This window comes from Bacillus silvicola, assembly GCF_050524305.1.
GTDB classification, from domain to species: Bacteria; Bacillota; Bacilli; order Bacillales; family Bacillaceae_G; genus Bacillus_A; species Bacillus_A cereus_AT.
Genome location: NZ_JBNGVC010000004.1, coordinates 39871 through 55666 on the forward strand (window position 1 = coordinate 39871; position 15796 = coordinate 55666).

Here is a 15796-nt window from a genome sequence, read left to right on the forward strand (position 1 = left end):
TTTTTACCTGTCTATAGTCAAATCCGTTCTGGTGCAAACATTTCTTATCTGTGGAGAAACTTCTCCATAAAATCACATAAAATAATTTTATTCGAATCACTCAATTTTTAAAATTAACTTTGTAATAGAACCAAGAGTGTAACAATACTAACATGTAATCATTCAAACAAAAAAGAAAGATGAAATAAGGGGCGTGTCAGATGGCGAAATTAGGATTTACTGCAAATAGTGGTTCAAATACTGTTACCATATTTGATACCAAAACAAATACTGTAATAAACAATCTATCTGTTGGTACAGGTCCATATGGTGTAGCCATTACTCCAAATGGAAAATTTGCTTATGTAGCAAATTTTGATTCAGATAATGTATTCGTGATAGATGTAAAACAGCAAAGTGTTAGTACTATCATACCTGTTGGAAATCATCCCGCTGGTATTGTCATTAGTCCGAACGGAAAACGTGTGTATGTGATGAATAATGGTTCAGATACTGTATCAGTTATTGATAGTAAGACAAATTTGGTAATTGCAACAATTCCGGTTGGGGATGGACCTATTTTAGGCGCTGTTTCACCAAATGATCAACTTTTATATGTTCCGAATGATGGAACCGATAATATATCTATAATTAACACGAAAACGAATATGGTGATTGGTACAATAGCGGTTGGGGATGGGCCAAGACAAGTTATGTTCACACCAAACGGACAATTTGCTTACGTAACAAACAGTAATTCAAATACTGTGTCTGTCATAAATGTCCAACAAAGCATGGTTGTTGACACCATACCTGTAAACCCTCAACCAAGAGGGATTGTTATGACTCGAGATGGAAAGTTTGCTTATGTAGCAAACTTTGGGGCGAATGCTGTGTCTGTCATTGATATAAAACAAAATATTGTAATTACAACGATCCCTGTTGGCCTTCAGCCAAGAGGGATCACGATTACTTCGGATGGAAAATTTGTTTATGTAGCAAATTTTGGTTCAAATAATGTATCGGTGATCAAGGTAAAAGATAATGTTGTGGTGGATACAATCGTAGTGGAAGATAGCCCGATTGGTATAGATGTAGAATAAAAGGGTAACTACTCAGCCTCCTTTTGGAGGCTGAGTAGTTACCTTTTTTTATGGTACATACACCCAATTGTTTCTACAGACATAGAGTGCACTGTAAACATAAGGAGGCCTGATAAAATGAAAAACGAACACAATCATTGTCAATGTGAGCAAAGACCACTCGAGAATGAGATTTATCAAAATTATAGTGCAGGTTACTATACAAATGGCATTCTACATTTTTTAAGACGCTTAAGCCCTGGTACATGTATTATCATACAATACGACTGTCAACCACCAACAACAGGAACATTTCAAGGTTTTCAAAATGGACTTGTGATTTTATCTGACTTTGACTGTTTTCCAGGACTTGCGCATCTGGTAGTTGATAAGATTAATGTAATTACGCTGGGTTCCATTCCATGTGATCTTCCACGAGAATGCGAGCGTCGTTAATTGTAAGAAACATCCATAGAAGCAATTTTCCTCTCTACACATAAAAATTGTTTCACGTTTTATATCATAACAAGCAGGCTCCCTACTACTTCAGGGAGCCTGCTACCTAATGGATCATTCGCAATCCATTCGAATCAATTCTATACTTTCTATCATAAATGTTCCCGCTGTCTCTCCAATCTCAATACACACGCGATTCGTTTCTGGGAAGATTTCCACCGTTTTCGTTACATAATCAGAAAGGTCAAGGGTACTTTCTTCTACCATCGGATATTCATCGACGCTATCATCACATCCACAGCCCATTCCCTGATGATTGGTCATGTTTGTGTTGCTAAGATATACATTGGGTTCATAATGATTTGGTGAATAGTTGCTCATCGTCATATTCTCATTCGGATATGCGTTTTTATTGCAACCGCATTTGCACACCGCCCCTTGATTCGTTGGCATATTGATATTGCCAGGGTATGCATTCATTTCGTAATGGTTCGATGGATCATTCATCATACTATTTTCATCACTGTACGGAGTAAATCCAAAACTCTCTGATTGATCATTCATAGGAGTAGCGCCAGGATATGCATTTCTTCCATAATTGTCTGATGGATAGTTCGACATATCTTGATTTCTAACATACCCATTTGTTCCATATGCTTCTGTATAAGAGGTCACCATATTACGCTCAGTATAGCGTTCGCGAAGTGTAGAACGGTTATTAGATGCGGCCGGACTTGTCGCCCCTTCACCAGCTATCAACTTCAATGTTTCTGTATTTTCTTCCGTACCATCACTAATCGTCACATAGCCTTCTCCAGATCCTTCTTTTCTTGCCGTTACACGTAACACATAGCTATGTTCTGGTTCCACACACACCTGTTGCGAAATGGTTGCACTCCAGTCTGAAATCACGAGCACAGATTCCTCTCCAATCTGTTGTACGTCTGCACCTTCTGTGCGATTCCAGTTTGACAATCCCGCAGTGAAACCCCCATTAATCAGCACATTTCGCTGATCATATAACCACCGGGCTGTCGCAACGACGTCGGAAAGTTGTTGAAACATGTCATATGCATACGCTACACCCGGTACTCCTGATACATCCCCTTGTAAGAATGCATTGTATACATATGGAATGTTCTGCACCAATTGTTCCGCACGTAAAATATCCTGTAATGTGATAGCCGTTTGCAAACGATTTTGATTAGAATTTGTGAATAACGTCTGCATCGCATCTCGTGCGATTTGTACCGCCTTTTCAACCTTCATTTGTTTCTCTACCCATTTTTTCTTCCATTTTGGCTCTCGTTTTTGCATACGAGTTAAGGTATCTCCCGTTAGCGGTCCTACTTCTACCACTTCTATATTATCTAGTGTTGCCATACCATCTGTCGTTCCCACTTTAAACCCAACCCAGATGCCTAGATCTCGCTCCATATCGAGCTCACCTATATCAATAGGGAACTTAAATTCATGTGGATCTTGACACACCATATTTGTCTGTTGAACCATCATCCCGGCTGCAGTCTGATATCCATTCTCACATGGATTACACCACATGTCTTGCGGCATCCTATTGCTTGACATAACGGGATACGGAGTTGATTGCAATAAAGATTCTCCTGTACACGGATTGATTGGGATGATATCATTCGGTACATTCATTTTCTTATGCACTTCTTTATCATATCTCGCGACGAATATTTCTAAATCTGTACTATTCCCCACAAATCCTCGTACGATGTAGCGGGTATATGGTTTTAACTTTGCTTCCTCTATCTTTTGATACGCATACGTTGGAAATATTTTATCACTCAATATGGGATGATTTGCACTTGGCAGATTGAGATAATGATCTTTAAAGATCGGATTATCCGCTATCGTGTATACATGAGCACTTATGTTCCATCCATCTACGCCAGACCAATCTGAAGAGTCAAAATCACCATAGTTTAATAGGTTACGTTCTCGACTCAAACGCTTTGCCAATTTCACTTGATCCAGCAAACACATTTTTTCTTTTGGATGGATTTGATCAGATAGACACTCTACTAATTTCGCCACCTGATCCACCTGATAATCTGTGACGTTCAATTGTAAGGTCGTTGGATTCGAAAACAAGGCATGGACCGCCTCTCGCGCTTTTGTCACATTGTAATTCATTGAACATCCTCCCTCATACAAGCTTCGTTTGACAACACGTGTTAAATGTATATTTTAATGCAGAGCGGTTGCAAACTTTTAACTCAACTTTACTAGTTTAAATTTTTGATTCGTACCACTGTAAAAATCGTTTACTCTAACCCTCGTTGCATTTGCGGTCCCTGAATTCAATATATCTAATACTTTATTCGGATTACTTTTATTTCTTAAATACACATATCCATTTCCTGCATCTTCAACTATCCAATATTGATCTGGACGATATTGATTTACTCCACCATATGCAATATCGCTACCGACATCCCAACTAATCACATAATTATTACTCCACATGCTATGCATTTGAACCGCTCGTTGACTTGAATGATATAAGAACCTCCATTGTTGAACATCACTACCGTTATTGTCCCATATCACTAAGTTTCGACTCGACGTGTTTAAATTTATAACACTACTATTATTTAAAGCTGTCACGATTCGGTAGACACCCTCAAATACATCTTCTCCAATCGGATTTAACGGAATGAATTCGATTTTGTCGATGTAGATAGGGCCACCACTTGTGCTCAAGAACTCTAAGCTAAACTCAGACTCATTTGCAGGTATTGTAAAAATATTCTCATATTTAAAAGCGTTATATGTTAATGCCCCAGAATACGTAGCTGTTACGGATTTCGTTGCAGTTTCCCAACAAGCGACATTGGTCACACATTTTTGAACAGTTAGTGTAGCGTTAGCTGCAGCTGCATACCGAATTCTAACTTGATAACTCCTTCTCAATGCGGTTAGAGTTGGCTTTACTTTTATCCATAATTGTCTATTTCCAGAAGTAGTCGCCGCCAATCTTATGAGATCGCCACCAGTACTACCCGGACCTCTTACAACACTAGCATTATTAGTTATTTGAAATGCTTTCACCGCTGGAATTTGAGTCGTTTTATCAGATACTATTGTATTTTCTGGTGTTAAGCTGTTATGCACCCAGCCAAATCCCCATGATGCCAGTCCCGCGAAATTGACTTTGTATGATGGATAGTTGATAACTTTAGCACCTATCGCATTTACATAAGATAAACGATGGGAAGCCTTTGAATCATTTGAAGGAGGAGTACCTATACTCTCGTTAAGTGTAGAGATCCGTGGATAATAGGCATTCAATTTCGGATCCGGACACTGTCCAACAGATTGAAATTGTCCCCCCGAAAAATTCAAAAACTGCAAATTACATGGGACGGAACTAACCTTTGCTATCAGACCACCAACGATATCACCTGCGACGTTTTGGGTGCCCTTAGAGGGATAATTAGTAGAAAAACCTTCTTCCCACGTCGTAGAGGACCCTATATGTGAGAGTCGGTTCTTTACTCCTACATATTGGATTGGATCAAGAGGACTAGGGCGATCCGCCATACTAATTGCTAGGTTGGATAGCCTCGTAACGAGATGAGGTGGTCGAACAAACCGATTCTCAATAAATTCCCAATTTTCATGCTTTTCCCCAACCTTACCATACGCTGTAGAATATACTTCCCGTGATAACTGAGCTGCCGTACCATTAGGATTAGGATATAGCATTGGATCATATGTTGGCCATATTGCTACTAAATCTAATACGATAATAGTCATGTCTCTCCGGAAATCATTCATTACATTCCAATTGAGCACTTGCTCATAATAATATGTTTCATCTTTATACTCGGCACTATATCCCCCCCCAGAATAAGGATTTAGATATGGATATTGATTATAATCCTTGGGATTCAGTTTCCCTATTTGCTTTTTAGCTTCGTCCAATCCTTTGTTATATGTGTTTACACAATAATCTGTATATTCTTTGATTTTTGTCTGTAATAATATATAAAGATAGTCTATTTCAGCTCTGGGCAACTCCCAACCTGCACCAAATAAAACGCCATCTCGTAATAAAAGCAAGTGAAGTTCCGCAGCTTGTGCATACATCGCTAACATTGGAACTTCATAACCTGCAACTTTAAATTCGGGCATAGCCCCTACAAAATCTAAAAGTACCGCACGGAAATAAGTCCTTACCCGTTCTTGAGCTAGTGGATTCTTTTTGTCGTTCTCCCAGGCTTGAGCTGACGTTGTATACAATTCTAACGCTTCTTGTAAACCTTCTAATTTTCTAATTGCCACTCCTCGAGCATATGCTGAAATCTCTTGTTTAACGAGTTGCTCAACCGCGATCATAAACGCGTGCCATGTAGATTGAGTACCCGAAGGCCACAGCAGTCCCAATAATGTACTGAGGATTCCCGCAGCTGCACTCAATATTGGTCCTACGGGAGGCGGAGCAAGTGAAAGAAGGTAGGAAGTGACACTGAGACCCGTAATAACTGCATCACTTATAGACGCATTGTATCCTGCTCCAAAGTAGACAGAGGTCCCATCTGTACACATTCCCACCCAATCTTTATAATTCATATTTTGCAGTTCAGAACCTGGGGCATTCGTAAGTGGATACCTTTGCTGACAAGACATGCTACCACTATCCAGTATCTCATATCCATTGTTATTACAATTTTGATTCATTGACAATCCTCCATTCCATTTCTATCGTACACTCTACTTCGGAGTATTCTGAAAAGTTAGCATTCCCGTAAATCGAAGAAACTGACTTTCTTGCTCTTGCACCGGCGTGACGTCAAATGCTGAAATTATGACATTTTTTTCTTCTATTTGATAATCTGGAAGATCTGCTACACTAAACTTCAGTACCGTATTCACTGGAATATGCCCCGTATGACTCATCTCAATTTGATTATCACGTCCTGAAGAAGCACCCTGTTTCTCCCCGCACTCTCCCTGCACTTGTGCATTGACTATATATGCGATGCTTCCCACCACTTTCAAAAGATTCAGTGTCACATCCACCGGTCCGCAATTGTCTACTGTAATGGTTTTCTGAGAGGTTTCTTTTACAGTAGCTAAGCCAGACAGGCTATATGCGAGTTTTCGAGTACCGTTCGGTACGTACACAAAGCCATTTGGCACCTGTACGATTGAACAAAATGACACGCTCGATTGGACTTGTTCCGTATTATCTATGGTTGCTGCGGACTGGTTCATGCCTTCCAATGGAAGTGGATGATGTTTTCCAGTTTGCATCATTTCATACTCTCTACCGTACTGCCCTGCTTTCAATATCCTCGCCTCCTTGTATGATTCAGTTAGGTTTTTAGGGATGGGATGTACCTACAAACCCAAGAGTATCTAGTTTTATGAGATTCTTATATTTGTAGATAGCATGTTACCGAACACTTCCTTGCCTTTTGGTATTCGGCAGAAATATTGATACCTCTATCTCATAAGTCATTTACGAGTGAGATGGAGGTATCAATATTTGGTCATTCTTCGTATCTCTTATGAGGTAATAGCGTTTATTATGAGAAAATAAGGATTACAATCATCAGATGTAAAAACATATAAAGCAACCACCAACTCGAAACACTATGATCCTGTACATGATCATGTATGAAATTAACAATTCAAAGTAAAAAAAACCAATCAAAATCGTACAATGACAAAAGAGTTCGTGTTACAAGCTTTACAACAAGCCTATTTTTTTGTCAGAAACCGGAAGGGTTTGTCTTGCATCATTTCTTCTATTTCAACAAAAGAAACATGACACACAAGTTAGGGGTCATGCATTTCTCATACAAAATATTCTAATAATGTTTTCGATTTCCCTTCTTTATTTCATGAAACATACTACATCCTATACATCTTTATTTTATTGCCAATCCTTGCATACCATTTTTTTGTCATACAACATAATGTATGTTTTTAAAAAAAGACGTAGAACGCTCCCCATCCTCTTCTATTTTACGAACTCAACGGATACCCATACCAATTACGAGATTCTTTCATACGATGTACAGATAGAAAAAAAAGGGGGCCATACTATGTGCCGTTTTGATGATGGTTTTCGCCGTCGCCGTCGCTGTGATTTTGATGATGGTTGTCGCTTTCATTGTAGACATAATAGCGTTCTTCGGTTGCTACGAAAATTAAGTCCAGGAACTTGTATTCGTATCCAATTTGGTTTTCAAGATCCCGTAAATGCTATTTTTCAAGAGGTTTCATTTGATGGCTGCACGCTGATTGTAAGTGATCTTGATAATTTTGATGACTGTGCAGCCTTTACCCATATCGCTGTTGATCAAATTAATGCAATATCCGTTGTAGCATCTTGTCCAAGACGCTGTCGAGATATTGACTAACCTTCGGTATTGATAAAAAACGAATGAAATACAGAAGTCATCCTAAACTTCCAACAAGCGACGATCTATGGTAGTAGGTCGTCGTTTTATTTTCCAGGCGTGTAATGTAAGCGATTATTTTTCTATCTGTTGATGAGCATACAGGATATCCCTATGTAATATTTTGATGCCGCTATAACCATTTTGATACCTATGCATAACCTAAATATTATAAAGATAACACGTACCATCTACCATCATGCAGAAAGGAGCTTAAAGTATGACATCAAACCATGATTTTAAGCAAGCCGTTGCCAATATGGAACAGGCGCTCGCAGACGCATTAAAAGCGGCTGTAGCAAGTGGAAATACGAAAACCATTGAAAAAATATTAAAGCTCGTTATCAAAAAAGAAATCATCCTGGAACTTTTAGTAGAAGAATTTTCTTCCTTCGATGACCCATGTTAATTCTCTCCATAAAATGTGGGTAACCACATTTTCCTATCCATGAAGAATCAATACCGTTATGCAACAAGTGAAATCCAAAGGAGATGTATCATGTCAAAGCGACATTCTAAAAGCGCTTGTCATCGTGATGTGAAGTCTATTATGGAACCTTCGGTACCGTTGACTCCCTTTTTTCAGAAAACGATACAAGGAGATTGTGTGGCAAAAGGTATAGGAATGCGGAATCGTGGTTTCGGAACAATCAATATGAAAGGGTCCATTCCAGAAGGTTCTACGATTTACAAAGCTTTTCTATATTGGGCTGTGCTTCGTTTGAATTTCCAGACTGTGAACGCACAGGGTGTATGCAATGGTGTTCCCATTACCGGAGAATCCATTGCCTCCTCTATCGCTCCACCTTGTGGGAATGCGGGAAGTATGGATGTATTTCGTGCGGATGTGACAGAAATCGTCACAGATGGTCTCAATATATTAACTGGATTTCCTTCAGGAGATACCGACAGTTCCTCTCCATTTGTAAAAGCAACTTTTCCACTTTTGGAAGGTGCTTCCCTTATCCTGATCTTTACCAATCCCAATTTATTGTTAAAAACCGTTATCATCCACGATGGGGGGGTTACTTTCTATAATCATACCGTCTCGACAACCTTTTCTGGTTTTCAAATAACGGAATTTCCAGAGGCCAAAACTTTTTATATCGTCGCAGACAGTCAAGCTACTTCTCCTGGAAATCAGGCGATATGTAACAGCGTAGTCGTCGCAGGTCCCACGGCTACACTCCGCTCTACAGATGCGTTTCATGAGCAAGATGGTATAGAGGGAATGGATGCAGTAAGAGGATTCTGGGATACACTAGAGGTGGATGTGAGTCCCTTCGTTCGTCCAGGCGATAAAAGTGCCACAACATCCGTTGTGGCATCCCCTGCCGGAGGAGGGGGGTTGACTTATATCGCACAAGTTTTCTCGGTAACCGTGTCATCTTGTCCCGCATTGCAATCAATTATAAACATGGAGCAAGCACTGACAGACGTATTACGAGGAACGATTGAGAGCGGAAATATGCAAGCCATCGAACATATATTAAAACTCGTCATTCAAAAAGAAATTCTATTAGGCTCATTGCTAGAAGAATATAACGATGGGGGCTAGTAGTGACGAAAGTTGAATGCAGCCCTCATCTTTCAATCCGAAATACACGATAACGATGAGGAGAATAACAAAGATTTTACAAAACAAAATCCCCTGAAAATACAGGAGACGTTAGGACGCGTATAGATTTCCCTGTTACATTATACCCCGCTTTTTTTCTATTGGGGGGGAATATATTTTGATCTTCACAACATACAAAATCTGTTTCCAGTCAAACATACCTTATTTACGCATCTACACAATCACAATCTCTGTGGATTTTTGGACGCTTACAAACAGGAAACCCAAGAGCAATCACATTTACTGCCTGAATCGCAAGATGTGCGAGCATAGGAAAACCACCAAAATCAGATAAGATGATTTCACCGTACTGGAATCCTTGAAATGTCGTGGTGGTAGGGCGTTGCCCATCATACTGTAACACAATGCAAGTACCTGGGCTTACTCGTCGTAAAAAATGAAGAATCCCGTCTGTATAACAAGCCATTGTAGGATAACCTCAACTATCCCCATATATATTTCTTTTTTCACAAGAATGATATTCAGATTCATGACATTCTATAGCCATCATTCATTCCTCTTTTTGTTCACAACACATCTTACGTGTTAAGAACCTAGTAGGTATTCGTACAAAAAAATATATCCGAACCGAACATCATTCCTACATAAAAAATGTCATATTCCTTCTCTTTATAGATGTAGTCAGATGATTCACTTTCATTTCTCAAGTAGGATTCACTTGCTTTCAACCCCACATCATGATACAGTTTGAGTAGATTATTCATGCTTAATTGCTTGGCTCTATATTTGTGAACATTGTATGGAGCATCGAACCATTGAGTAAGTCATTTAGTTCCTCACTAAGTGACTTCTTTTTTTTGGAAAAATCTTTTGCTATGTCTAACTTTTTCGGGACAAGATCCTTCATTTTTTTTCTCCAGGCTGTCTTTTGATACTTGTCCATCATCCCCCAATACCTTCCGTACTTATCACTCATAATTGCATCAAGAATGATTTTATCATTCAATTTCAAATTCATTTGTCCCAATTGCTGTAATGTACTCACAATTATGTTGTCAAAGGGGGTCCAATCCTCTTCCCATAGTTCTAAGGTCTTCTTCTTTCTTAAGCGCGCTTCGAAACGTGTTACATATTCTATATCCGGATACGGATCAATGGAACCATTTTGTTCCGCTTCTTTCTTCTTATTATAAATACATAAACAATTATCAGATGATCTTACACCTATATAGAGTGTTTCTAATGTTTTATCACGACTGAGTATCATATATTCCGTTTTGCTGGATAAATCTCTTATTTTGAGATCGGATATGTTCACAGCATAATCGAGTGCAATATGTATACCTGTGACTTCTATATTCTCTAGTAACCCCAAAACATGTCGTATAGATTCGTTCACGATTGGATTGCATTTCATATATTTTGGATTAAATTCAAATCGTACTGCCTTTATCAAATGCTTTCTGGTTGTCTTTTTTGTATAGGGAAGAAATCCTTCTTCATCAAGTAAGCACATCTTTTCTGCATCCATTTCCAACTCTATTTGCTTCGTCTGAATTTGCTTTTGTAAGATTCTCCTTTTTTCATGAAGAGCGTACAAGTGCTTTTCATGATACCGTCGCATCGACTGAATTGAAAAATCTACATTTGCATATATTTCATCTATCTCATCTGCTGTCGACTGTAAGATCGATTGCAATTCACGTAAAGATACTTCAATGTGTTTTTTATGATACTCTATTTTATGTCGATCTGTAAGCATTCCCTCTTCATTTGTTTGTTCGATTAACGCTTGTATATCTTCCTTATTTTCGAATAACCTCTGATATTCCTCATTTGATAGCATCGCTTCTCCATGCTCACGGCGTTTACTTTCCCGTTCGATTTCCATTTCTAGCCGTATTCTATGAAATATTAATTTTTGTAGATCTATGTCTATCCCTTTCATTTCGCCTGCAAGTTCTATATAACCTACTTGAAGAAACTCTGATTTTAACACTTCTTGATAACCAAAGTTACGTGAAGTATATGGCTGTCTGTCATAGATCTGTGTGTTCGTGACTGATTGTATAAAATCCGATTTCCTCAAACCTTCCCTGAAATCCGCAACAATGGAAATCTTGTCTATCGTTACGTCCAGTAGATCTATCTCCTGCTCCACTACGACCAAACCAACACCCCGTTTTTCGGCAAAGTCAGGAACAGTTGCGAAAAACCCAACCTTTACCTGCTAATTAGTATTACCACTGAAAACACTCACGTTTCTTACAATAGAAACAAATATTTACAATCGAACTTGGCTGAATCAGCCAAGTTCGATTGAGAGTATCCCGTTTTATCAAGAATGTAACGTAACAAACAGAGTGAAGTACTTGCATAAGCGAGCATATATTCCCATCACAAGAAAACTTGTATGATTGATGAATACGTTCATACAGGATTGTCGTATAACTTCATAATATTTATACCATTAAATCCCTTTGGTAGACTATGTCGAACAACATGAGAAATAAAAAGGATTGTAAAATAAAAATCTGTTTGGAATCTTAAAAAATAACTGGTTTGTACACATTTACACATCCTATCTTCCTCTTTCACTAACCTGTTATTAGAAATGATCTCAGTAGCGTAGTAACGAATGTGTTTTATAAGGAAAAGGCACTCATGAGAGTGCCTTTTCCTTTGACTTGATAACCACTTTAATTTTAATAATATACAAAATCATCCTTTATTTTATCACATATACTCATTAGCCATATTGAGAAAATATAGTTCTGATAGGACAAACGTATGAAAATGACCTATACATATCTTTTTCAAACTTTGCAACAGAGCCTTTTAAATTAACCTGTATAAGTCCACAATAAAATATCACCATGTATAAATCGTTTCAGGATACCCGATAATGTTTGTAAAAAAACATAAAGGGAGAAAGATACACTATGCCACATAAAATACAAAAATCACATGATTTCACAATATCAGATTTACGAAAAATAGAGAAAAAAGAAAAACAAACTTCTCGTCAACGACGTATTACAGCTGTTCGAATGGTAATGGAAGGATACACAATGGTAGATGTAGCAATCATACTCGGGATGCATCGTCAAAGCGTCTCTAGTTATGTGAAAAAATTCAAAGAACATGCGCTGGAAGGATTACTTACTCGTAAACAAATCCCTGGGAAAAAGCCATATTTAACTAAGCAACAACAGGAAGAATTAAAACAACTCATTTTACATACAACTCCAGCGAAGTTGCAATTTGGTCAAGAATCTTTCTGGAATACACGAAATATCCAATATGTCATCAAAGAGAAATTTGCTATTTGTATGTCGCGTGAAGGCATCCGAAAAATGTTACATCGGATGAATTTTTCTTATACAAATGCTACTTATGTATTAAAAAAAGCAAATAAAGAAAAACAAATACAGTTTCAAAAACAATTAGATATGATAAAAAAAGCTTAATTGATGAAAATACCGTACTCTTATATCAAGATGAATGTCACTTTAGAGATAGTCAAACCGTTCATGCTACATGGTTTGCAAAAGGGAAACAAAAGAAAATTGCAGTGTTAGGAAAGCGTAATTCGACGTCTTTATTCGGTACGATTGATGCAATCACGGGTAAATTTCTCTGTACAAAAGCAGATTGCTGTAATGCTGAAACGTTTCAGCAATTTTTAACATATGTGTTAAAAGAATATGAAAATAAGCACGTTGTGCTTGTATTAGATAACGCAAGGTATCATCATGCTAAGCTACTGAAATCGTTTATGCGAGAAAATAACCGCCGTCTGACTTTGCTATTTTCACCTCCATATTCCCCGAACTTAAATATGATTGAACGTGTATGGAAGGTAATGAAAGAAAATGTTTTAGCAAACTGTTATCATGAAACGATGGATCATCTTATGGATTCAATCTATCAATTTATAGAATCTATTGATAAAAATCCTGAGGCAATCCTCAGTCGTATCTAGCGTGCAGATATGTCGTTTTTTTAGTAACTATTTAGTTTACTAAAAAACGCAAGACAAAGAAAGGGATTTTTTCGTTATGAAATTCCTCTCTAATTAGTTGATACATGTAAAATCCATGCTTCCTTCACGAATGAATTGTTCTAGTGTGTGGAATACAGGTTTTCCTTGTTTTTGTGCGGTTTGAATGAAACTTCTTGTTAAACAAAAGATACGCGCACCTTCTTCGGTACGAAACGTACCAGATACTTTTTGTTTTACTTTTGCCATCCGAATATCTCGCTCCGCTTCATTATTATCAAATGGAATATCAGCATGCGTGAGAAAGCCTAAAATTGCATCTTTATCACGCGCAAAGCGATCCAATAGGTTTTGGGAAGGAGATTGCTTTGAACGCTTTTTGGATGTGCTTTTTTCTATCGAGTGAGGATGACACTGGGCCCCATCCTGCAGGATGGCTTCATACCGGTACTCAATTTCGAGAAGGTCCCACAATGAAAGCTTTCCCTCTTTCTGTTCTTTGACTTGTTTCGCATCAACCAATAGCTCTTTCATGTCTTTTGCCCATTTTTCAGCAGTTTGCTCATAAATACCTTGTAAATCCCGCAAAAGATGAGCGTTACATAAAACATGTTGGCACTGTTCATATCCAGAATAGGCCGCAAGACCATCATGAACCGCGATTCCTGAAAATGTGGGTAGGACACCAATCTCATTCATGGCCTCTCTTCCACGTTTTGCATGTGTTACTTGAAGGTTTATCTCTTTTGTACTCATGGTATGTATCCACTGTAATTTTCGGTTCACACGAACTCCCGTTTCATCAAAATGAACAATGCGGGATTGTAACAAATGCGTTTTCGCTTTTTCTTCAAAAATATTCAAGCGCTTCCCGAATGTACGGTTCATATGAACCAGTGTTCCCTCGCTGATGGTATGGCCAAATTGATCACGGATATAGGCAGCTGTACGGGAATAAGAAATCATCTGGTAATTGATGAGGTATACCACTAATGCTTGTATACGAGGACCATATTGTACGGATTTGGTTACATGAGGTGAAAACTGTCCTTCTTCGAAAGACAGGCAATGGGAACAAACTTTTCCTTCCGCTTCATATTGAGTCACTTCTATTTTGGTAGAAGGTACATCGAAGACTTGTCGTTTTTTTTCGACTGACAACTTGTTCATTCTCTAAAGAAGATTGACATTTTGAACAAAGGGAAATGGGATGTATAACAATATGATGTGGGGATTTAGCAGGTACAAGCCTATGGCCCTGGTGACCGATTTGCCCACCAGGTACGTTCGGTTTTTCCCCGTAAACTTTTCGTGAGAGGTTTCTTGAACCCATCTGTAGAAGGCGGCTTATGGCTGTTTGAGGAATTCTTTTGGTTAGTTACTTTTAACTTCTGTATTTCCGTTTGTAGCGATGCTACAGTTTCCTTCAATTGTTTATTTTCCGCTTCTAATTGTTGTATGTATACGGTTGATTTGAGATGTTCCTCCATAAAAAGGTTTTTTACCGCTTCCAGACCCATGTGATAAGAATGAGAAATTTGTTCTGTATGCATAAACAGCATGCCTCCTTTCATTTTTATTATTAGTATGAGCGAAGACATTGAATGCTAAACTATGAATTCATAAATATCAATAATACTAACGGACTAAGCAGTTACAATTGAACAACTTCTAAAATATGGAGTTGATAAAATTGCAAAAGAAAAAATCAGTGGTATAAGTCAAGAAAAAATAGAATTAGATGATTTACTTTCTCGATTAATAAAAGGAGATACACTCGTTGTAACAAGAATGGACCGACTAGGACGGAATACAATTCAATTACTACAATTTGTTGAACATCTTCGTGAAAAGGCATACACTTTGCGGTTTTAAATTTAGGAATTGACACAAGAACTCCAACAGGAAAATTCTTTTTAACAGTTATGTCTGCCTTTAGTGAATTAGATCGAGACATGATTAAGGAAAAACAAATTGCTGGGATCAAACTTGCAAAACAAAAAGGAGTGTATCGAGGGAGAGTAAAAAAATATACAGAACAACATGCTGGTATGAATCATGCCATTGAATTACGTCGAGAAACGAATAAAACTATTAAAGAAATTTGTGCGATTACAGGTGTAAGTCAAGCTGGTTTGTATAGAAAATTAAGAGAACCGAACGCAAACAAAAAGACGATTCTTTAAATACAAGAGAATCGTCTTTTTGCAAAAAATTTCCTTGGTGTGCAATTTTCTTTTTTGGGTCGTGTGAG

At 38.0% G+C, this 15796-nt stretch carries 14 protein-coding genes and 1 pseudogene; 8 read left to right on the forward strand and 7 right to left on the reverse strand.

Annotation, left to right across the window (positions count from 1 at the left end; translation table 11 throughout):
• Positions 1–200: 200 nt before the first annotated feature.
• Both ACP6L7_RS10080 and ACP6L7_RS10085 read left to right on the forward strand, forming a co-directional pair.
• Positions 201–1082 (forward strand): beta-propeller fold lactonase family protein, encoded by an 882-nt coding sequence (locus tag ACP6L7_RS10080; protein WP_430529161.1) that lies wholly within the window; start codon positions 201–203, stop codon positions 1080–1082.
• Between the two features lie 117 nt (positions 1083–1199).
• Positions 1200–1517 (forward strand): hypothetical protein, encoded by a 318-nt coding sequence (locus tag ACP6L7_RS10085; RefSeq protein WP_430529162.1) that lies wholly within the window; start codon positions 1200–1202, stop codon positions 1515–1517.
• 114 nt (positions 1518–1631) lie between these two features.
• Here ACP6L7_RS10085 and ACP6L7_RS10090 read toward each other — a convergent pair whose 3' ends face one another.
• The 3 genes from ACP6L7_RS10090 to ACP6L7_RS10100 all read right to left on the reverse strand — a co-directional run bounded on the left by ACP6L7_RS10090 (position 1632) and on the right by ACP6L7_RS10100 (position 6842).
• Entirely contained in the window at positions 1632–3680 is a 2049-nt protein-coding gene (locus ACP6L7_RS10090; RefSeq protein ID WP_430529163.1) for a hypothetical protein, read from the reverse strand.
• Between the two features lie 78 nt (positions 3681–3758).
• A complete protein-coding gene (locus ACP6L7_RS10095) occupies positions 3759–6230 on the reverse strand; it encodes an insecticidal delta-endotoxin Cry8Ea1 family protein (protein ID WP_430529164.1) in 2472 nt (823 codons plus the stop codon).
• Positions 6231–6263: 33 nt separating this feature from the next.
• Positions 6264–6842, reverse strand: a complete 579-nt coding sequence (locus ACP6L7_RS10100) for a hypothetical protein (protein ID WP_430529165.1) — start codon at positions 6840–6842, stop codon at positions 6264–6266.
• A 761-nt stretch (positions 6843–7603) separates the two neighbouring features.
• On the opposite strand from ACP6L7_RS10100, the gene ACP6L7_RS10105 reads away from it, so the two are divergent.
• The 3 genes from ACP6L7_RS10105 (at position 7604) to ACP6L7_RS10115 (ending at position 9518) form a co-directional block, all read left to right on the forward strand.
• Positions 7604–7921 (forward strand): hypothetical protein, encoded by a 318-nt coding sequence (locus ACP6L7_RS10105; protein WP_430529166.1) that lies wholly within the window; start codon positions 7604–7606, stop codon positions 7919–7921.
• 259 nt (positions 7922–8180) lie between these two features.
• Positions 8181–8369, forward strand: coding sequence for a hypothetical protein (locus ACP6L7_RS10110; RefSeq protein ID WP_430529167.1), 189 nt, complete (start codon positions 8181–8183; stop codon positions 8367–8369).
• Positions 8370–8459: 90 nt separating this feature from the next.
• The gene (locus ACP6L7_RS10115) at positions 8460–9518 is read left to right on the forward strand and encodes a hypothetical protein (protein WP_430529168.1); all 1059 of its coding nucleotides are present in this window, start codon (positions 8460–8462) and stop codon (positions 9516–9518) included.
• A gap of 226 nt (positions 9519–9744) precedes the next feature.
• Here the strand turns inward: ACP6L7_RS10115 and ACP6L7_RS10120 are convergent, their stop codons facing one another.
• Both ACP6L7_RS10120 and ACP6L7_RS10125 read right to left on the reverse strand, forming a co-directional pair.
• Positions 9745–10005, reverse strand: a complete 261-nt coding sequence (locus ACP6L7_RS10120) for a hypothetical protein (RefSeq protein ID WP_430529169.1) — start codon at positions 10003–10005, stop codon at positions 9745–9747.
• 300 nt (positions 10006–10305) lie between these two features.
• A complete protein-coding gene (locus tag ACP6L7_RS10125) occupies positions 10306–11700 on the reverse strand; it encodes a replication initiation factor domain-containing protein (protein WP_430529204.1) in 1395 nt (464 codons plus the stop codon).
• A 781-nt stretch (positions 11701–12481) separates the two neighbouring features.
• Here ACP6L7_RS10125 and ACP6L7_RS10130 point away from each other — a divergent pair.
• Positions 12482–13009 (forward strand): helix-turn-helix domain-containing protein, encoded by a 528-nt coding sequence (locus ACP6L7_RS10130; RefSeq protein ID WP_430529170.1) that lies wholly within the window; start codon positions 12482–12484, stop codon positions 13007–13009.
• Positions 13009–13524, forward strand: coding sequence for an IS630 family transposase (locus ACP6L7_RS10135; RefSeq protein ID WP_430529205.1), 516 nt, complete (start codon positions 13009–13011; stop codon positions 13522–13524). Before ACP6L7_RS10130 ends, ACP6L7_RS10135 begins: the two co-directional genes overlap by 1 nt.
• Before the next feature lie 93 nt (positions 13525–13617).
• On the opposite strand, the gene tnpC is transcribed toward ACP6L7_RS10135, so the two are convergent.
• Positions 13618–14703: an IS66 family transposase gene (gene tnpC / locus ACP6L7_RS10140; protein WP_430529171.1), complete on the reverse strand. Its 1086-nt coding sequence runs from the start codon at positions 14701–14703 to the stop codon at positions 13618–13620.
• 89 nt (positions 14704–14792) lie between these two features.
• A complete protein-coding gene (locus tag ACP6L7_RS10145) occupies positions 14793–15095 on the reverse strand; it encodes a DUF6444 domain-containing protein (protein WP_430529172.1) in 303 nt (100 codons plus the stop codon).
• A 106-nt stretch (positions 15096–15201) separates the two neighbouring features.
• Here ACP6L7_RS10145 and ACP6L7_RS10150 point away from each other — a divergent pair.
• Positions 15202–15728 (forward strand): annotated as a pseudogene (locus tag ACP6L7_RS10150) (recombinase family protein).
• The last annotated feature ends 68 nt before the right edge of the window (positions 15729–15796 follow it).